This window comes from Epilithonimonas sp. (assembly GCF_032054305.1).
GTDB lineage: Bacteria > Bacteroidota > Bacteroidia > Flavobacteriales > Weeksellaceae > Epilithonimonas.
The window spans coordinates 408926-428689 of the sequence record NZ_DAMBSX010000005.1 but is presented as its reverse complement, the minus strand read 5'-3'; the positions used below and the strand labels follow the sequence as shown (position 1 = coordinate 428689).

The 19764-nt window shown below is 37.9% G+C and carries 14 protein-coding genes; 11 read left to right on the top strand and 3 right to left on the bottom strand.

What is annotated here, in order from left to right:
* The first annotated feature begins 171 nt into the window (after positions 1 to 171).
* From RTX21_RS13220 to guaA, 11 genes are all read left to right on the top strand, one after another.
* The gene (locus RTX21_RS13220) at positions 172 to 1074 is read left to right on the top strand and encodes a branched-chain amino acid transaminase (RefSeq protein WP_312768406.1); all 903 of its coding nucleotides are present in this window, start codon (positions 172 to 174) and stop codon (positions 1072 to 1074) included.
* A complete protein-coding gene (gene ilvD, locus RTX21_RS13215) occupies positions 1067 to 2752 on the top strand; it encodes a dihydroxy-acid dehydratase (RefSeq protein ID WP_312768403.1) in 1686 nt (561 codons plus the stop codon). The genes RTX21_RS13220 and ilvD overlap by 8 nt, the downstream gene beginning before the upstream one ends.
* A 102-nt stretch (positions 2753 to 2854) precedes the next feature.
* Positions 2855 to 4597, top strand: a complete 1743-nt coding sequence (gene ilvB / locus RTX21_RS13210; protein ID WP_312768400.1) for a biosynthetic-type acetolactate synthase large subunit — start codon at positions 2855 to 2857, stop codon at positions 4595 to 4597.
* Positions 4598 to 4775: 178 nt separating this feature from the next.
* A complete protein-coding gene (gene ilvN / locus RTX21_RS13205) occupies positions 4776 to 5366 on the top strand; it encodes an acetolactate synthase small subunit (RefSeq protein ID WP_312768399.1) in 591 nt (196 codons plus the stop codon).
* Between the two features lie 136 nt (positions 5367 to 5502).
* Positions 5503 to 6984, top strand: a complete 1482-nt coding sequence (ilvC, locus tag RTX21_RS13200) for a ketol-acid reductoisomerase (RefSeq protein WP_312768396.1) — start codon at positions 5503 to 5505, stop codon at positions 6982 to 6984.
* 308 nt (positions 6985 to 7292) lie between these two features.
* On the top strand, positions 7293 to 8759 hold the full coding sequence (locus tag RTX21_RS13195) for an ATP-binding cassette domain-containing protein (RefSeq protein WP_312768393.1): 1467 nt from the start codon (positions 7293 to 7295) through the stop codon (positions 8757 to 8759).
* 172 nt (positions 8760 to 8931) lie between these two features.
* The gene (ilvA, locus tag RTX21_RS13190) at positions 8932 to 10200 is read left to right on the top strand and encodes a threonine ammonia-lyase IlvA (RefSeq protein WP_312768390.1); all 1269 of its coding nucleotides are present in this window, start codon (positions 8932 to 8934) and stop codon (positions 10198 to 10200) included.
* A gap of 207 nt (positions 10201 to 10407) precedes the next feature.
* A complete protein-coding gene (locus RTX21_RS13185; protein ID WP_312768387.1) occupies positions 10408 to 11127 on the top strand; it encodes a pirin family protein in 720 nt (239 codons plus the stop codon).
* A gap of 102 nt (positions 11128 to 11229) precedes the next feature.
* Complete coding sequence (gene purD, locus RTX21_RS13180; RefSeq protein WP_312768384.1) at positions 11230 to 12468, top strand: phosphoribosylamine--glycine ligase; 1239 nt, start codon at positions 11230 to 11232, stop codon at positions 12466 to 12468.
* Between the two features lie 312 nt (positions 12469 to 12780).
* Positions 12781 to 13545: a methyltransferase domain-containing protein gene (locus RTX21_RS13175; protein WP_312768382.1), complete on the top strand. Its 765-nt coding sequence runs from the start codon at positions 12781 to 12783 to the stop codon at positions 13543 to 13545.
* Between the two features lie 18 nt (positions 13546 to 13563).
* Entirely contained in the window at positions 13564 to 15093 is a 1530-nt protein-coding gene (guaA, locus tag RTX21_RS13170) for a glutamine-hydrolyzing GMP synthase (protein ID WP_312768380.1), read from the top strand.
* A 52-nt stretch (positions 15094 to 15145) separates the two neighbouring features.
* Here guaA and RTX21_RS13165 read toward each other — a convergent pair whose 3' ends face one another.
* The 3 genes from RTX21_RS13165 to dusB form a co-directional block, all read right to left on the bottom strand.
* Positions 15146 to 16654 (bottom strand): FMN-binding glutamate synthase family protein, encoded by a 1509-nt coding sequence (locus tag RTX21_RS13165; protein ID WP_312768378.1) that lies wholly within the window; start codon positions 16652 to 16654, stop codon positions 15146 to 15148.
* Positions 16655 to 16747: 93 nt separating this feature from the next.
* Positions 16748 to 18376: a M1 family metallopeptidase gene (locus tag RTX21_RS13160; RefSeq protein WP_312768377.1), complete on the bottom strand. Its 1629-nt coding sequence runs from the start codon at positions 18374 to 18376 to the stop codon at positions 16748 to 16750.
* A 332-nt stretch (positions 18377 to 18708) separates the two neighbouring features.
* Complete coding sequence (gene dusB / locus RTX21_RS13155) at positions 18709 to 19698, bottom strand: tRNA dihydrouridine synthase DusB (RefSeq protein ID WP_312768376.1); 990 nt, start codon at positions 19696 to 19698, stop codon at positions 18709 to 18711.
* Between the last annotated feature and the right edge of the window lie 66 nt (positions 19699 to 19764).

Genomic DNA, 19764 nt, shown 5'->3' with positions numbered 1-19764 from the left:
AAATGAATAACTCAATAATTATTATTGTCATTTCTGTCATTATCGGATTCCGGTGGTGAGTGATGGCTTGTGATAATTTTTGAAATTGAAATATAACAGACCATTCTCATCACGAGAATGGTTTTTTATTTTAAAACAAAACATTTAATAAAATATAAAAACCGATACAAAATGTATTACAATGACGACAGTGTTCTCTTCTTTGATGGGGAATATGTGAAAGCAAAAGAAGCCAAGACCGACTTGTACGGTCAATCGTTGCATTACGGATATGCCGTTTTCGAAGGAATTAAATCTTATAAAACAGCCAATGGAACCAAAATTTTCAAAGCAGAGGAACATTACGACAGACTTCGTAAATCTGCAGAAACAATGATGATGCCTTTCGATTATTCTACCGAAGAAATGGTTGAAATAACCTACCAACTTTTGGAACTGAATAATCTGAGCAATGCTTACATTCGTCCATTAGTGATTTGTTCGCCGAATATGGCTTTGTCAAAAGGACAAAAAAGTTATCTAGTGATCGAAGTTTGGAATTGGGATAATGGTTATATGGCAAACAAAATGAGAATTATGACGTCGTCATTTGAACGTCCAAACCCCAAAGCTTTCAAAGTGGAAGCAAAAGTGAGCGGTCATTATGTAAACTCCATTTTGGCTTGTCAGGAAGCTAAGGATAAAGGTTTTGATGAAGCATTGGTTCTAGATGCAGAAGGCAATGTAGCTGAAAGTTCAGGTGCCAATATCTTCTTCGAGAAAGATGGAAAGTTATTTACTCCGGCAAAAGGAAGTATTCTTCCCGGAATTACCAGAGCGACAGTTTTTGAAATCTGCAATCAATTAGGAATTCCTTATGAGGAAAAGTTCTTCAAACCAGAAGAGATGAAAGGTGCAGATACAGGATTTTTCTGCGGAACAGCGGCAGAAATTGTAGCCTTGGATTCTCTTGATAACGTTCCTTTCAAACTGAATTGGGAAGACAGTTTATCAGCAAAAATTCAGACAGCTTATCGTCATTTGGTATTAGAAGAAGATTATTCTTATTTAAAATCCGACTTTCAATATGTGTAACGTAGAACTGAACAAATATTCCAAAACGCTTACAAAAGACCCGACTCAGCCTGCAACTCAGGCAATGTTTTACGGGATTGGTTTTCAAAAAGAAGATTTCGACAAAGCACAGATCGGAATTGCAAGTATGGGTTATGATGGCAACACTTGCAATATGCACTTAAATGATTTGGCTGAGATTGTAAAAAAAGGTGTTAAAGAACAAAATCTGGTTGGATTAATGTTCCACACAATAGGAATCAGTGACGGAATGACCAATGGAACCGACGGAATGCGTTATTCGCTTGTAAGCCGTGACATCATTGCAGATTCTATCGAAGCCGTTTGTGCAGGGCAATATTACGACGGATTAATTACGGTTCCAGGTTGCGACAAAAATATGCCGGGTTCCTTGATAGCGATGGCAAGATTAGATAGACCTTCGATAATGGTTTATGGCGGAAGTATTGCACCGGGACATTACAAAGGTGAAGATTTAAACATCGTTTCAGCTTTTGAAGCGTTGGGAAACAAAATCGCGGGCAAAATTTCTGAAGAAGATTTTCAGGGCGTGATTCAAAATTCCTGTCCGAGTGCAGGAGCCTGTGGCGGAATGTATACCGCCAATACAATGGCTTCCGCAATCGAAGCACTCGGGATGAGTTTGCCTTATTCGTCCTCTTATCCGGCATTAAGCAAAGAAAAAAAAGAAGAATGTCAGTTTGCTGGTCATTACGTTAAAATCCTTTTGGAGAAAGACATCAAACCATCCGATATAATGACACCAAAGGCTTTCGAAAATGCTTTAAGGCTGATTATGATTCTGGGTGGAAGTACCAATGCGGTTCTCCATTTTATAGCGATTGCAAAATCTATCGGATACAATTTGACTTTGGATGATTTCCAAAAAATCAGTGATGAAACACCATTTTTAGCCGACCTTAAACCAAGTGGAAAATATCTGATGGAAGATCTTCACAAAGTAGGTGGAGTTCCGGCTGTGATGAAATATTTATTGGATTTAGGCTTGCTTCACGGAGATTGTTTAACAGTGACAGGAAAAACCATTGCAGAAAATCTGGAACACGTGACTTCTATTATCGACAGACAGCAAAATATCATTCACGATATCAAAAATCCAATCAAAGAAACCGGACACATCAGAATTATGTACGGAAATCTTGCCGAGAAAGGCTCTGTTGCGAAGATTACAGGAAAGGAAGGTGCTTATTTCAAAGGAACAGCAATCGTTTTTGACGGAGAAAAAGAATTCATCAAAGGAATTGAGGATAAAAAAATACAGGAAGGAAATGTCGTGGTAATCAAAAACGAAGGTCCAAAAGGAGCACCCGGAATGCCGGAAATGCTGAAACCCACTTCTGCTTTGATGGGTTCAGGCTTAGGGAAAAATGTGGCATTAATTACAGACGGAAGATTTTCCGGAGGAACGCACGGTTTCGTAGTTGGTCATATCACACCTGAAGCTTTTTCCGGAGGATTGATTGGTTTGATTAAAGATGGCGATGTAATTGAATTGGATGCAGAAAAAAATACCATCAACGCACTGTTATCAGACGAAGAAATTGCCAGTAGAAAAGCCGGTTTCATTCAACCTGAATATAAAGTAAAAAGCGGTGTGTTATACAAATATGCTAAGTCTGTAGCAGATGCGTCGCAAGGTTGTGTAACCGACTTGTAACCGATAACGAATAAAATAAAATACAATCCCAACAAAGAACCTAAAGGGTTCAATTTGAATAACCGTAGGTGTAACTTATGGAGTAAATGAAAAATATTAAAAATGAATAATACCATTTCACAAGTAGAAAACATAGGATTAGAACAGCCAAAAGCGATAGAAATCTCCGGTTCAAAAGCCGTTTTAGAAGCTCTGTTACAAGAAAATGTCGACACGATTTTCGGTTATCCTGGTGGCGCAATTATGCCGATTTATGATACGTTGTACGACTATTCCGAAAAACTGAAACACATTTTGGTTCGCCACGAGCAAGGAGCGATTCACGCTGCGCAGGGATTTGCAAGAACTTCAGGGAAAACCGGAGCTGTATTTGCAACTAGTGGTCCTGGTGCAACCAATTTGGTGACAGGTTTGGCAGATGCGATGATAGACAGCAATCCGATTGTCTGCATTACAGGTCAGGTTTTTGCTTCGCTTTTAGGGACAGATGCTTTTCAGGAAACAGATGTTATCAATATTACAACGCCGGTTACCAAATGGAATTATCAGGTAACTGATGCAACAGAAATTCCCGAAGCCATTGCTAAAGCTTTTCATATCGCAAGTACAGGTCGTCCAGGTCCGGTTTTGATTGATATTACCAAAAATGCTCAGTTACAACTTTTTGAATATTTAGGATATAAAAAGTGTAATCATATCAGAAGTTATCGTCCTGAACCAGAAATCAGAAATGAATATATTGAGAAGGCTGCAGAACTCATTAATCAGGCAAAAAAGCCATTTGTTCTTTTTGGACAAGGTGTGATTTTAGGAAAAGCCGAAGAGGAATTCAAAGCTTTTATTGAAAAGATTAATCTTCCCGCAGCTGCGACGGTTATGGGATTGAGCGCATTGCCGACCAATCACAAACTACACGTTGGAATGTTAGGTATGCACGGAAATTATGCACCAAATGTTATGACCAACGAATGTGATGTTCTCATTGCAGTAGGAATGCGTTTCGATGACAGGGTTACAGGCCGTTTGGACAAATATGCAAAACAGGCAAAAATCATTCATCTTGATATAGACCCGGCCGAAATTGATAAAAATGTGAAAACAACCGTTCCTGTTTGGGGAAATTGTAAAAAGACTTTACCGATGTTGACAACGCTTCTCAAAGACAATGACCATTCAGAATGGTTGGGGAAATTCCGTGAGTTGGAAAAAGAAGAAATCAAAGAGGTCATTCAAAATGAACTGAATCCCACAACCGATGTAATGACAATGGGTGAAGTCATCAAAGTTCTTAATGAGCTGACAAATGGCGATGCAATCATCACAACCGATGTTGGTCAGCATCAAATGGTTGCTTGTCGATATGCTAATTTCAATAACTCTAAATCTAGCGTAACATCAGGCGGATTAGGTACAATGGGATTTGGTTTGCCGGCTGCAATCGGAGCTTGGTATGGTGCACCGGAAAAAACAGTGGTTGCAATCATTGGCGATGGCGGATTCCAGATGACGTTGCAGGAATTGGGAACGATTATGCAGTTCGGAGCTAAAGTTAAAATTCTGATTCTCAATAACGAATTTCTTGGAATGGTTAGACAATGGCAACAGCTGTTCCACGACAGACGTTACTCTTTTGTAAATATCACGAGCCCGGATTTCGTAGCCGTTGCAAAAGGTTATTATATCGACGGACAAAAAATCTCCGAAAGAAAAGACCTTAAAACAGCTTTGAAAACAATGCTAAATCACGATGGTGCTTATCTTTTGGAAGTAATGGTAGGAAAAGAAAATAACGTTTTTCCAATGGTAGCTCAGGGAACTTCGGTTTCAGAAATTCGTTTAAAATAAATTTTCAACAAAGTCCTGAAAGGACGACTTAATAAAGGATAGGATGAAAATCCTATCAAAACCCGAAGGGTTTAATATGAATAGCCGTAGGTGCAACCTATGGAATAAAAAATTAACATCCACCGAACCCAAAGGGTTCAATATCATTCCAATAACGGGAATTTTGAAAAACAAAACAATGGAAAAACAAGAATTTACCATCACACTATACACAGAAAATTCGGTTGGATTAATCGGCAGGATTTCAGGGATTTTTTCACGAAGAAAAATCAATATCGAGAGTTTGAATACTTCTCCTTCCGAGGTCGAAGGCATTCACAGATTCACAATTCTCATTAATGAAACCGAAGAAGTTGTCAGAAAACTCTGCCGCCAGCTGGAAAAACAAATTGATGTTCTGAAAGCCTATTTCAATACCGATGATGAGATTGTCTGGCAGGAACAGGCACTTTATAAAGTTCCCGCAAATGTTGTGACAGAAAAAGTTTATGTAGAACGGTTGCTTCGTCAGTATGGCGCCTCTACGGTTGTGATTCGTCAAGATTATATTGTTTTTGAAACCGCAGGACATCGTGAAGAAATCGACCGATTGACTGAGGAACTTAACAAATACGGACTTATCGAATTTGTCCGAGGCGCAAGAATCGCTATCATCAAAAACAGCGCAGGAATCCACGAAAAAGTCCTTGAATTCGAAAAAAGAGAACCTTCACCTGAGCTTATTGAAAACGAATATCTTGACAAAAGAGACGACGTTTTCACAATGTAACCAAACAATCAAACTTTATTGAGCGTAAGCGCCTTTGTGAACTTAAAAACATTCAATTGTTAAAAATCTTCGTGCGCTTTGTGTTCAAAATTAAAATAAAATCAATTATCAATAATCATTTATCAATTATAATATAATGGCAAATTATTTCAATACCTTATCACTCAGAGACCAGTTACATCAGTTAGGACAGGCAGAATTTATGGACAGTTCAGAGTTTTCTGATGGCGTTTCTGCGTTGAAAGGAAAGAAAATCGTAGTGGTTGGTTGCGGAGCTCAAGGCCTCAATCAAGGTCTGAATCTTAGAGACAGCGGACTGGATGTGTCTTACGCATTACGTCAGGAAGCAATCGACCAAAAAAGAGATTCGTGGAAAAACGCAACCGAAAATAATTTCAAAGTCGGCACTTATGAAGAACTGATTCCCACTGCGGATTTGGTAATTAATTTGACTCCGGACAAACAACATACTTCCGTGATTAATGCGGTTCAACCTTTGATGAAACAAGGTGCGACGTTGTCCTATTCACACGGTTTCAATATCGTGGAAGAAGGGATGCAGATTCGTAAAGATTTGACCGTAATTATGGTGGCTCCAAAATGTCCTGGCTCCGAAGTTCGTGCCGAATATCTGCGTGGTTTTGGTGTTCCGACTTTGATTGCTGTTCACCCAGAAAATGACCCTCAAGGAAAGGGTTGGGCAGAAGCAAAAGCTTATTGCGTAGGAACTGGCGGTCACAAAGCCGGTGTTTTGAAATCCTCTTTCGTTGCCGAAGTGAAGTCAGATTTAATGGGTGAGCAAACCATTTTGTGCGGACTTTTGCAAACGGGTTCTATTCTTTCGTTTGACAAAATGGTGGAGAAAGGTGTTGATGCAGGTTACGCTTCCAAACTGGTTCAATACGGCGTTGAGGTAATTACAGAAGCCTTGAAACACGGCGGTGTGAGTGGAATGCTGGACAGGCTTTCTAACCCTGCGAAACTAAAAGCCTTTGAATTGTCAGAAGAACTGAAAGACATTATGCGTCCGCTTTTCCAGAAACATCAGGACGATATTATTTCGGGAGAATTTTCCAAAACAATGATGGAAGACTGGGCAAATGGCGATTCAAACTTATTGAAATGGAGAGCAGAAACAGGAGAAACCGCTTTCGAAAAAACACCTGCAGGCGATGTGAAAATCGATGAACAGGAATATTTTGACAATTATCTTTTGATGTCGGCGTTCATCAGAGCGGGCGTTGAGTTGGCTTTCGAAACAATGGTTGAGGCTGGAATCAAACCAGAATCTGCTTATTACGAGTCACTTCACGAAACCCCTTTGATTGCCAACACTATCGCCAGAAAAAAACTGTTCGAGATGAATCGTGTGATTTCCGATACCGCAGAATATGGATGCTATCTTTTTGACCAGGCTTGTAAGCCTTTGTTATCAGATTTTATGAAATCGGTGGATACAGATTTGGTTGGAAAAGACTTTAACGAAGGCAAAAAAGCCTCAGTTGACAACGCTCAATTGGTTCACGTAAACGATATTTTGAGAAATCACCCTGTAGAAATTGTCGGCAGAAAATTGCGTCAGGCAATGACGGCGATGAAATCGATTAAAACAGTTTAAAATTAGGAGCTAATCCCGCTTTCCACTATATCTTTTGCTCTTCGTTCCTCATCACAAAAGGATGCCGCTGCAATCGGGGCTATGGGGTTTGTCATAAAAATAAAAATCCAGCATTAGCATCATATTTGTCATTCCGTAAGGATCTAGACGATTTACATTAAATTCTTTGCTGAGATTCCTACGGAATGACAAATTGAATGTTTATTCTTTGCTGAGCGAAGCGCCTTTGCGAACTTTAAAATATTTTCAATAAGATTATAAAAAACCTTTGCGTCCTTTGCGTTTAAAAATTGATTCAAAAAATAAAAATGTCAACCCCAATCGTTCAAATTTCAAACCTAAACTTCCAGTATAATAAACCAATCTTGAAAGATTTCGATTGGAAAATATCTTCCGGAGAATGCTGGATGCTCGGCGGATTAAGCGGAAGCGGAAAAACAACCTTAGCCAAAATCATTTCCGGAGAAATCAAAAATTTTGGAGGGAAAGTTGAGGTCAATTTTGATGAAAACTCAAAGTTACCAAAGAGAGTTCTGTACGTTTCCAATTGGTTTCAGTTCAGTAATCTGGAAGGCGACCGCAATTTTTATTATCAGCAACGTTATAATCAACAGGCTAAAAATGATACATTAACTGTTTTTGCAGAACTCAATCATTTCGGGAAAGAAGAAAATCTGGATTTTGAAATTTTAGAATCCTATTTAGAACCTTTCGGATTTGAAAATTTTAAAAATCAGCAATTAATAGAATTGTCGAGTGGAGAACACAAAAAATTACAATTACTGAAAGCACTTTGGCTAAAACCACAGGTTCTGATTATCGACCAACCTTACACAGGTTTGGATGTCAAATCGAGACAGTTTTTGAATCAAGCTTTTGATGATTTAATTCAAGAAAATGTCACTTTGATTTTAATTAATAATGATGACGAATATCCAACAAGTGTTCAATATTTTGTAGAAATAGAAAATGGAAAATTAGTTCATAGAAATTCTCCAAAAGACTTTTCAAAAAGCGAAGAAAGAATTCCAAAATCGCTACTTTTTTTCTTGCAAAATAATCAGGAAAACGAACATGAAAGTCTCATCAAGCTAGAAAATATCAATATTTCTTACGGCAAAAAACAAGTCCTTAAAAATATCGATTGGGAAGTCAATTCCGGAGAACAATGGCTGTTACAAGGTCATAATGGTTCTGGAAAATCAACATTATTAAGTTTATTGAATGGCGACCATCCGCAGGCTTATGCCAATGAGATTTATCTTTTCGGGCAAAAGCGGGGAAGCGGCGAAAGTATCTGGGACATCAAAGAAAAAATCGGAATGATTTCACCCGAGTTACATTGGTATTTTGATATGAATGCAAATGTAGGACAAACTATTGCTTCCGGCTTTTTTGATTCGATGTCGTTGTTTCAGAAACTGAGTTTTGACCAGCAAAAACAGTTGGAGCAGATGCTGCATTTCTTCGATTTGAAAGATGATAAAAACAAGAAGTTAAATACTTTACCGCTTGGGAAACAACGTTTGGCCTTACTCGCAAGAACACTGATTAAAAAGCCAAAACTACTGATTCTGGATGAACCTTGTCAGGGAATGGATAATGAACAGACACAGTATTTTAATCAGGTAATTGATGATTTGGCAAGTCAGGGACAATCTTTGATTTACGTAGGACATTTTGAATCTCAATTACCCAAAAAACTCAGCCATAAATTCGTTCTGGAAAATGGAAAAGTGAAAATTAATAGTTCATTTGAATTATTAAAACATTAAGGCATTAAGAACTTAATATTCTTAAATTAACTATCAATTTCTTAAAAGCAAAATTTCGAAAATAAAAGGATAAATCTAAACTTCTTAATGTTTCAAAAACTTAGAATAAACAAGTTTATTTTAATTAAGAAAATTAAATAATTAAAAGCAAATCAAAGAATCTGTAATATAAATGAAGATGAACGAAACACTGACATTTCCAACCCTGGAAGCGGTAAAAGAAGCCCGGAAAAGTATAGAAAATGTTGTGAATTACACACCTTTACAATATAATGCACGCTTGTCAGAAAAATTTGCAGCGAATATTTTCCTGAAAAGAGAAGATTTGCAACCAGTGAGGTCATACAAATTGAGAGGCGCCTACAATAAAATCAAAACTCTTTTTAACGAAGGCAAAGTTTCTCAAGGAATAGTCTGTGCCAGCGCAGGAAATCACGCTCAGGGAGTGGCTTTATCGTGTAAACAACTCCAAATCAAAGGAACGATTTTTATGCCCGTGACTACTCCAAAACAAAAGCTGGAACAGGTTGAAATGTTCGGCGGAAACTTCGCTGAAATTAAATTAGTCGGAGATACTTTCGATGCTTCAAAAAATGCAGCTTTGGAATTTGCGAAAACTTCGGGAGCAGCGTTTATTCATCCTTTTGATGATGTTCAGATTATCGAAGGACAAGCAACTTTGGCATTGGAAATATTAGAACAACAAAAAGAAAATATTGATTTTGTTTTCATTCCGATTGGTGGTGGCGGTTTAGCTTCCGGAATTTCTACAGTTTTTAAAGAGTTATCAAAAGAAACTCAGTTAATCGGCGTTGAACCAAAAGGTGCGCCTTCTATGAGAACTTCTATCGATAATAATCTCAATACAGAATTATTGGAAATTGACGGTTTTGTTGACGGTGCAGCTGTGAAAAGAGTAGGAGATTTGACTTTTGAGATATGCAGAAATACGCTTGCAGATTGTATTCCTGTAGATGAAGGGAAGATTTGTGATACGATTCTTCAGTTATATAATAAAGATGCAATTGTCTTGGAGCCAGCTGGAGCTTTGTCGATTTCGGCTTTGGAACAATATCGAAATCAGATAAAAGGTAAAAACGTAGTTTGTATTGTAAGCGGTAGTAATAACGACATTACGAGAATGGAGGAAATCAAGGAAAGAGCTTTGCTTTACAATGGTTTGAAGCATTATTTTATGGTGAAATTTCCACAACGTCCCGGTTCTTTGAAAGATTTTGTTCTCAACGTTTTAGGCGAAAATGATGACATCACACACTTCGAATATACCAAGAAAAACTCACGAGAAACAGCTTTGGCAATTGTCGGAATTGAGCTTTCCAATATTTCTGATTTCAATGGTTTAAAACAGAGAATGCAAAACCTCGGTTATTTTGAATCTTATCTTAATGATAATCCAGATATTCTGAACATGCTTGTTTAAGAAAAAATTTAACAAAGTTAAAATCTTTGCGCCTTAAAATAAATACTGTCTAATTAAATACTTTGTGCCTTTGCGTTAATAACTCAAAAAAAATATAAACTCTGTCATTTACAGAGTTTTTCGTTCTTATCGTACATCAATGTATAACGATTTTGAAAGCTGGAAATTTGTGATAGAAAAAAAGCCTAACATTAAAATCAATTTAAGATGAAAACAATATATCACAAATCCGACAGCAGAGGTTATGCCAATCATGGTTGGTTGAAAAGTCATCATTCTTTTAGTTTTGCTAATTATCACAATCCGGAAAAAACACATTTCGGTGTTCTTAGAGTCTTGAACGACGATTATGTAGAAGGTGGGATGGGATTCGGAAGACATCCGCACCGAGATATGGAAATTATTTCGATTCCATTAGAGGGCGAATTGAGACATGGCGACAATATGGGCAATTCCGGAATCATCAAAAAAGGCGATATCCAGGTGATGTCTGCAGGAACCGGAATTATGCACAGCGAGGAAAATGCCACCGAACAACCTGTCAAATTCTTACAAATCTGGGTGATTCCAAACAAAACTGATGTTACACCGAGATACGACCAAATCAGTATCGAAGAAAACTCAGTAAAAAATGATTTTCAGCAGATTCTTTCACCAAATCAGGATGATGCTGGCGTTTGGATTCATCAGGATGCTTGGTTCAGTTTGGCTAGATTTGATAAAGGTTTTTCAAAGGAATACAAAATCAAAAAAGAAGGAAACGGAGTTTATATTTTTGTTATCAAAGGAAAAGCAAAAATTGGTGACCAAATCCTTAATGACAAAGACGGTTTCGGGATTTGGGATGCAGAAAGTTTTGTATTGGAAGCGGAAGAAAATTCAGAAATATTATTAATGGAAGTTCCTATGCAGTTACCACAGTATTAATTTTTAATAAATTTTTAAGAAAAATACATCGGACTCGGTACAAGATTTGTCCTCAAAAAAACTTAAATTTGGCACTTTAAAAAGTTAAACTGAAAACATAATATGAGATTACTTATTGTAGGAAACGGCGGTCGTGCTTCGGCTCTAGCAACCAAGCTTAGCGAGGACAGCAGAATTACAAAAATGTTTTTCGCGCCTGGAAACGCCACTACCGAAAAATTAGGAGAAAACATAAACGAGACAGATATCATCGTACTTAGAGATTTTGCAATCAAGAACAAAGTGGATTTGACCATTGTGGGTCCGGAAGCACCTCTTGTAGAAGGAATCGTGGATGAGTTCAAAAAAGTTGACCTTAAAGTTTTTGGTCCTACAAAAAAAGCGGCTTCTTTGGAAGGCAGCAAAGCGTTTTCTAAGAAATTTATGAAAACTTACGGCATCAAAACAGCCGAGTCTGTAACATTTGATTCTTATGCGGATGCTAAAGAGTATCTTCAAAATCAGAAATTCCCTATTGTTATCAAAGCTAGCGGTTTGGCTGGCGGAAAAGGTGTTGTGATTGCTGAAGATCTGGAAGAAGCAGAAGGAACGATTCACGACTTTATGATTAAAAGAATCTTCGGAGATGCTGGGATTCAGGTCATTATAGAAGAGTTTTTACAAGGTTTCGAAGCTTCAATCATTGCAGTTTCCAACGGAGACAAGATTTTCCCTTTCATTCCTGCAAAAGATTACAAAAAAGTAGGAAACGGAGATAAAGGGTTGAATACTGGCGGAATGGGTTCTGCTGCGCCAAGTCCGGAATTCAAAGACGAGCATTTCCAGGATTTCGTTAATAATATTATGAATCCAACAGTTCAAGGTCTTAAAACAGAAGGCCTTAGTTTCAAAGGATTTATTTTCTTCGGATTAATGGTGACAGAAAAAGGCGCTTATCTGTTGGAGTACAATATGAGATTGGGCGACCCGGAAACTCAGGTTCTTTTGCCTTTGTTGGAGAACAATTTGGTGGATGTTATAGAGGACTGTCTTCACGGAAAAGAATTGGAACTGAGATTCAAAAACAAAAAAGCAGTTTGTTTGGTGGTTTGTTCGGGAGGTTATCCTCAAAATCATGAGACAGGCTACGAAATAACAGGAGCTGAAAAAGTGAAGAACAGCACATTGCTTTACGCCGGAGCAGATTACAGAGGCGGTCGAGTGGTTTCCACAGGCGGTCGAGTTCTGAATCTTGTTGCTCTAGGCGACTCGTTCGAGGAAGCTCGCAAGAAAGTTTACGAAGACGCTAATATTGTGGACTTTGACTACGGATTTTTCCGAGACGATATTGCGAAATTTTAAAATAACGAGAGATGTTGGGCGACCAATGTCTCTTTTTTTTAGAAGCTATTTCCCGCTTTCCACTATATCTTTTTTGTTTTTTTAGACAAGCTGTCATCCCAAATGAATTGAGAAATCCAAAAAAACAAAAAAGGATGCCGTTGCAATCAGGGCTAGTTAGCGATTCGGAAATTGAATAAGGAATTTAAATTAATATAAAGGCTTCGAGAGCCTCAGCCTGACATCGCTAAAAAATAATCGTTTAGTATTAGATTTGTCACACTGAGCCTGTCGAAGTGTTCAACTTATAACTCATAACTTATAACTATCAAGATGCCTTGGAATCCGGAAATATACGACCAGTTCAAGAAAGAGCGTTCAGCGCCTTATTTTGATTTGATAAAATTGGTAGAAATTGAATCTAATATGTCGGTTATCGATTTAGGTTGCGGGACAGGAGAATTGACTTCGGGACTTTTGGATTTTATTCCCAATTCCCAAATCATCGGCATCGATTCTTCTGCAGAAATGCTTCAGAAAGCAGAACAATATGCAACCAAAAGATTACAATTCTTTAAAAGAAGCGTTGAAGAGCAAGTAGAGTTAAATGAAAAATTTGATTTGATTGTTGCCAACGCATCTCTGCAATGGTGCAATAATCATCAGGAATTGTTTCCAAAATTAATTTCAAAACTAAATCCGGAAGGACAATTGGCAGTTCAGGTTCCATCGAATCATAATTTTATAGTTCATCAGTTATTGTCTGTCGTTGCAGAACACGAAGTTTATCAGAAACATTTCAATGGTTGGAAAAGAGAATATTCGGTTCTTAATATAGAAGATTACGCCAAGATTTTGTCAGACACCGAAGGCAAAAAAATCAATGTCTTCGAAAAAGTCTATCCGCACATTATGAAAGATGCAGACGCGGTTTTCGATTGGGCTTCAGGAACAGCGATGATTCCATTTGTAGAAAAACTTCCGGAAGATTTGAAGGAACAATACAAACAAGATTATAAAGAAGAATTGAGGAAAGCACTCCCAGGTTCGCCGGTTTTTTATCCATTTAAAAGAACCTTTATTTACGCACAATTTTAAAAAATATTACAACATTATATGCAAAACGGAATTATCATTTTAGACTTCGGTTCACAGTACAACCAATTGATTGGAAGAAGAATTCGTGAAATTGAAGTCTATTCGGAAATAGTACCATTCAACACACCATTAGTAGAAATCTTGGAAAAAAAACCAAAAGGGATCATCCTTTCCGGCGGACCAAGTTCTGTGAACGCGGAAAACGCGCACCTTGTAGAAAAAGAATTGTATGAACAAGGAATTCCGGTTCTAGGAATCTGCTATGGAATGCAATTGACCGCACATCTTTTAGGCGGAAAAGTTGCCAAAGGCGAAAAAGGTGAATACGGAAAAGCACATCTGGAAATAGTAAAAGAAAACGAATTGCTGAAAGGTGTTTATCAAAACTCCATCGTTTGGATGAGCCATTTTGATGAGGTTGCAGAATTGCCGGAAGGTTTCGAACTCAATGCAAAATCTGGTGTTATCGCTTCAATTTCAAACCCTGAAAAAAAGATTTATGCAGTACAATTTCATCCGGAAGTTTCTCATTCCGAGGAAGGTGGGAAGATGATTGAGAACTTCGTTTTCGGAATTTGTAAAGCCGATAAAAACTGGAAACTGACCAATTATATCGAGAAAACTGTTGCGGAAATCAAAGAAAAAGTGGGCGACCAAAAAGTGATTCTTGGGCTTTCCGGCGGGGTAGATTCTTCGGTTGCGGCAGTTTTGATTCATAAAGCTATTGGCGACCAATTGAACTGTATCTTCGTAGATACCGGACTTTTGAGAAAAAACGAAGGCAGAAAAGTAATGGAAAATTACGGCAAACATTTCCATATGAACATCAAAATGGTCGATGCTTCCGAAAGATTCTTATCCAAATTAGCAGGAATCGGCGACCCAGAAGAGAAGCGTAAAATCATAGGTAACGAGTTTGTTCACGTTTTTGATGAAGAATCAAAACAAATCGAAGGTGCAAAATTCCTAGCACAAGGAACAATTTATCCGGACGTCATCGAATCTCAGTCTGTTAAAGGACCTTCAGCAGTTATCAAATCTCATCACAATGTTGGAGGGCTTCCTGAAGAAATGGAATTCGAATTACTGGAGCCTTTGAGAGAATTGTTCAAAGACGAAGTTAGAAAAGTAGGAGAGGAATTGGGAATTCCGCACGAGTTAGTTTACAGGCATCCGTTTCCTGGCCCAGGCTTAGGAATCAGAGTTTTGGGCGAAGTAGATGCAGAGAAAGTGAGAATTTTACAGGAAGCAGATGATATCTTTATCGAAGAATTATACAAGAATGATTTATATGAGAAAGTGTCTCAGGCATTCGTTGTTCTTCTTCCAGTGAAATCTGTAGGCGTAATGGGAGACGAAAGAACCTATGAATACACAGCAGTAGTTCGTTCTGCCAACACAATTGATTTTATGACCGCAACTTGGAGCAGATTGCCTTACGAGTTTTTAGACACGGTTTCCGGCAGAATCATCAATGAAGTTCGCGGCATCAACAGAGTGGCTTATGACATCAGTTCAAAACCACCTGCAACCATCGAGTGGGAATAATTGAATAAATTAAAAATAAAAACGTCTGAAAAATCTCAGACGTTTTTTGTTATTATCGTTTCCTAACATTCTCCAAAATATCAGGAAAATAAGTGTCAGACAGGTGTTCGAACTCGTCACCTCGCATAAACATAGAGGCATCAACTTGGTCGTAAGATTCTCTTCCGGCAGCGGCAATCAGCTCATTGCAGGTGTGCAAGGTATTTTTATGGAACTGGTAAACACGTTCGGTTTTATCATTGGTGTCAAGTCCTTTAATTAACATTTTGTCTTGTGTAGCAACACCGGTAGGACAAGTATTGGTGTTGCATCTTAACGCTTGGATACAGCCTAGAGAAAACATAAAACCTCTGGCATTATTACAAAGGTCAGCACCCATTGCGACAGCTCTTAGGATATCCAGGGATGTCAAAACTTTTCCGCTGGCAATGATTCTCAATTTATCTCTCAATTCATAGTTAATCAAAGTTTTGTTGACGAAAATCAAAGCTGGTTCCAGTGGCATCCCAACGCCATCTGAGAACTCTGGTGGTGCAGCGCCCGTTCCGCCTTCTGCACCGTCTATTGTTATGAAATCTGGATAGATGTTTAGGATATTCATCTGTTCACAGATGTCTTCAAACTCTTTGGTGTCACCGATGCAAAGCTTGAAACCTGTTGGTTTTCCGCCTGAAAGTTCACGCAATTGCTGCACGAATCTCAACAAGCCTTCCGCATCAGAAAATGCACTATGCGATGGTGGCGAAAGAATTGTAACGCCTGGTGGGACGTGTCGGATTTTGGCAATCTCCAGCGTATTTTTTACAGCTGGTAAAACGCCGCCGTGGCCTGGTTTTGCACCTTGAGACAATTTGATTTCAACCATTTTTACATTATCCAGATTCGAATATTTTGTAAACAATTCTGCGTCAAATTTCCCGTTTTCGTTTCTGCATCCAAAATAACCCGTTCCAATCTGCCAGCAAAGGTCGCCGCCTTCCAAATGATGCGGCGAAATGCCACCTTCGCCTGTGTTGTGATAGAAATTACCTTTTTTTGCGCCTCGGTTCAAAGCCATTTGAGCACGGTCACTCAATGCACCAAAACTCATTGCAGAAATGTTAAAAAGTGATGCGTTATAAGGTTGCTTACAATCTTTGCCTCCAATCGTCACTCTCGGCAGTTCTTCTTTTGGATGTTTGGCGTAGATAGAATGTTTAATGCCTTCATATTTGTGATGATTGATTTCCAGTTGTGTTCCGAATGGTACTGTATCACTCAGGTTTTTTGACCTTCTGTACACAGCTGACCTTTGATGTCTCGGGAATGGTTTTCCGTCCGTCTCTCTTTCAATGAAATATTGTTGAATCTCCGGCGAAATTTCCTCAAAAATATAACGGAAATAACCAAGAACAGGGAAGTTCCTGAGAATCGCGTGTTTGGTTTGATAAGTATTGTAGATGCCTAAAATATATAGGAAAGTCAGGAAAATCGGAATCCAATAATGCGCTTTGATGAGCAAAGCCGTGGTCCAGGTCACGATTAATACAACGATTCCCCAAAGAATGAATTTATTTCTCATAACAGGTTTTTGAGTTTATAATTGATGTTAAATATAAAACCATTTCAAAGATAGATTTGAAATGGTTTTCGATTAAATAAATGTAATGAAATCTTAATTAATAGACTTCACATTGATGTAATAATTTTTGTCAAATTCAACTGGTTTGTCAGATTTCAAAGTGGTGGTCTGATTTTGTTCCGTTGGTTTCAATTCCTGTCCATCAGCCAATCTGATTGGAAGTTTCAAATTCGGAACAACATTCGTCCATTTGTAAGTCAACTGATTTCCATTTTGCTTATATTCCAAAGTCGGGATTTTGATTGTCGTCAGATACTGGTCAAAAATCGATTTTAAATCAATGCCGGATTTTTCAGAAAAGTAATTCTGAATTTGTGCAGAAGTTACCGTTTGATGATAAAAATCCTTATTCAAACCTCTAAGAATTTGGCGGAATTTCTCATCATTATTAATCACCTGACGAATGGTGTGAATCATATTCGCACCTTTTGGATACATATCACCACTGCCTTCGTTTCTGATGCCGTATGTTCCGATGATTGGTTTGTCATTCTGAATATTTCCTCTTAAACCTTGTAAATATTTGTTGCCATCAGCTTTCCCAAAAAGATAATCCACAAATAAAGTTTCGGAATAGGTTGTAAAACTCTCGTGAATCCACATATCTGCCTGGTCTTTTGCCGTGATGTTGTTCGCAAACCATTCGTGTCCGGTTTCATGGATGATGATGTAGTCCCACTTCAGACCAATTCCTGTTCCGGAAAGGTCTCTCCCGAGATAACCATTTTGATATTTGTTTCCGTAAGCAACATTGCTTTGATGTTCCATTCCAAGATGTGGAGACTCTACCAATTTGTAAGAATCTTCATAAAAAGGATAAGGTCCAAACCAATGTTCAAAGGCTTTCATCATTGGTTTTACTTGCTCAAATTGTTTTTTAGCTTTATCAAGATTGTAATCTAAAACCCAATAATCCAAGTTTAGTTTTCCTTTTTCGCCGTCAAAAGTATCTTTGAAATTCACATATTTCCCGATGGACGGAATGATAGAATAATCGTTAATCGGATTTTTCACTTCCCAAAGCCAGGACTTTTTATCGCCCAGATTTTCTTCTTTGATTAATTTTCCGTTGCCTACACCAACCAAATCTTTTGGCGTGATGATTTTGAAAGTGATGCCGTTATCAGGCTCATCACTCCAAATATCTTTTACAGGAAGCCAAATGCTCGCGCCAATTCCTTCATCTGCAGCGGTCATCCACGGATTTCCGTTTTTATCTTTAGTGAAAATCCAGCCGCCGTCCCAAGGGGCGTGTTTTGCAATTGTGGGATTTCCGGAATAATCAATATCAATCGTATATTTTTCTCCTTTTTTGAAATTCTTTTTCGTTGTAAGGAAAATAAAGTCTCCGTCATTTTTTTTATCGGTAATAGGAAAACTTGCCGTGATTTTGTCTGCTTTCATCGGTTTCTGCAAATCGATTTGAAACGTCGGATTTTTAACATCTTTCTCAATCGTCAAACTGATTTTATTACTTCCTTTGATACTTTTAGCTTCGAAGTTCGGTTCCAGGACAATATCATATTTCTTGATATCCCAAAAGTTTCTGAATTCTGTATTAGAACCTTTCAGCGTGTCTATTTTTGTAGGTTTTGCGTCCTCGAAAAATTGAGCTTGCGAAACTCCGGAGATTAATATAGCGAACAGTAAGATTTTTTTCATTTTTATTTTCTTCTTTAGGATTAGTTTCATATTGGAAACAAAACGTTACAAAATTAAATAAAAGTATTTTACAAAATCATTATTAGGAGCTTAATCCCGCTATCCACTATATCTTTTTTGTCATTGCGAGCGAAGTGAAGCAATCTTCAGAACTTTTCACCGCAATGACAAAAAAGGATGCCGTTTCTATCGGGGCTATTGGTTTTGTAAGTCAATCAACTTTTTTCATCAGTATTTAGATTTTATTATAAAATAAAACCCTTTCAGAAATCGAAGATTCGGCTTGGCCAATTTCAAACTCTGAAAGGGTTAGTGTATTTTTTTATATTTGATTAAATCACATTTTCCTGATAAAAATGCTTCGTCTCTTCGATGATTTCATCAATTTCCTCAAGCGTCAAAGCCTGAAGAAACTTAGTCTTAAACTCTTTAAAATGCGGAATTCCACGGAAATAATTGCTGTAATGCTGCCTCATTTCCACGATTCCAGGGCGTTCGCCTTTCCATTCTACAGACCAAAGTGCGTGATTTTTTACAGCTTCCAATCTTTGTGCAATAGTTGGTTCGGGAAGAATTTCTCCGGTCTCAAAAAAATGTTTGATTTCATTGAAAATCCAAGGGTAACCAATCGCACCACGACCAATCATTATTCCGTCGCAGTTGTATTTATTTTTATATTCCAAAGCTTTTTCCGGAGAATCAACATCACCGTTTCCAAAAATCGGAATTTCGATATTGGGATTATTTTTAATTCTTGAGATATGTTCCCAATCCGCTTCGCCTTTATACATTTGGGCACGCGTTCTGGCGTGGATGGTTAAGGCTTTGATTCCAACATCTTGTAATCTTTCAGCAACTTCATCAATATTAATAGACTCATTGTCCCAGCCTAATCTTGTTTTTACAGTAACTGGCAAATGTGTAGAACTCACGACAGCTTTCGTTAATCTGACCATCAAATCAATATCTTTCAAAACACCAGCTCCTGCACCTTTACAAACGACTTTTTTAACTGGACATCCAAAATTAATATCCACCAAATCTGGTTCAACAGTCTCCACAATTCTGGCTGACATTGCCATTGCTTCTTCATCACCACCAAAAATCTGGATTCCGACAGGTCTTTCATAATCGAAAATATCAAGCTTTTTACGGCTCTTGATAGCGTCACGAATCAATCCTTCCGAAGAAATAAACTCCGAATACATCAGGTCTGCGCCGTGCATCTTGCATAATTTTCTGAACGGTGGGTCACTTACATCTTCCATCGGTGCCAGCAAAAGCGGAAAGTCAGGAAGTTCTATGTTGCCAATTTTTACCATTCTGCAAAGATAATGATTCCTGTTCGGACTAATTTAAAATCAGTCTTAATTCCTTATTTAATAAAT

Coding starts and splice junctions, on each gene's coding strand:
- ilvN (WP_312768399.1), top strand. CDS start 4,776: ATGGAAAAACAAGAATTTACCATCACACTATACACAGAAAATTCGGTT.
- purD (WP_312768384.1), top strand. CDS start 11,230: ATGAGATTACTTATTGTAGGAAACGGCGGTCGTGCTTCGGCTCTAGCA.
- RTX21_RS13195 (WP_312768393.1), top strand. CDS start 7,293: ATGTCAACCCCAATCGTTCAAATTTCAAACCTAAACTTCCAGTATAAT.
- ilvB (WP_312768400.1), top strand. CDS start 2,855: ATGAATAATACCATTTCACAAGTAGAAAACATAGGATTAGAACAGCCA.
- guaA (WP_312768380.1), top strand. CDS start 13,564: ATGCAAAACGGAATTATCATTTTAGACTTCGGTTCACAGTACAACCAA.
- ilvA (WP_312768390.1), top strand. CDS start 8,932: ATGAAGATGAACGAAACACTGACATTTCCAACCCTGGAAGCGGTAAAA.
- RTX21_RS13165 (WP_312768378.1), bottom strand. CDS start 16,654: ATGAGAAATAAATTCATTCTTTGGGGAATCGTTGTATTAATCGTGACC.
- RTX21_RS13160 (WP_312768377.1), bottom strand. CDS start 18,376: ATGAAAAAAATCTTACTGTTCGCTATATTAATCTCCGGAGTTTCGCAA.
- RTX21_RS13220 (WP_312768406.1), top strand. CDS start 172: ATGTATTACAATGACGACAGTGTTCTCTTCTTTGATGGGGAATATGTG.
- ilvD (WP_312768403.1), top strand. CDS start 1,067: ATGTGTAACGTAGAACTGAACAAATATTCCAAAACGCTTACAAAAGAC.
- ilvC (WP_312768396.1), top strand. CDS start 5,503: ATGGCAAATTATTTCAATACCTTATCACTCAGAGACCAGTTACATCAG.
- RTX21_RS13185 (WP_312768387.1), top strand. CDS start 10,408: ATGAAAACAATATATCACAAATCCGACAGCAGAGGTTATGCCAATCAT.
- RTX21_RS13175 (WP_312768382.1), top strand. CDS start 12,781: ATGCCTTGGAATCCGGAAATATACGACCAGTTCAAGAAAGAGCGTTCA.
- dusB (WP_312768376.1), bottom strand. CDS start 19,698: ATGGTAAAAATTGGCAACATAGAACTTCCTGACTTTCCGCTTTTGCTG.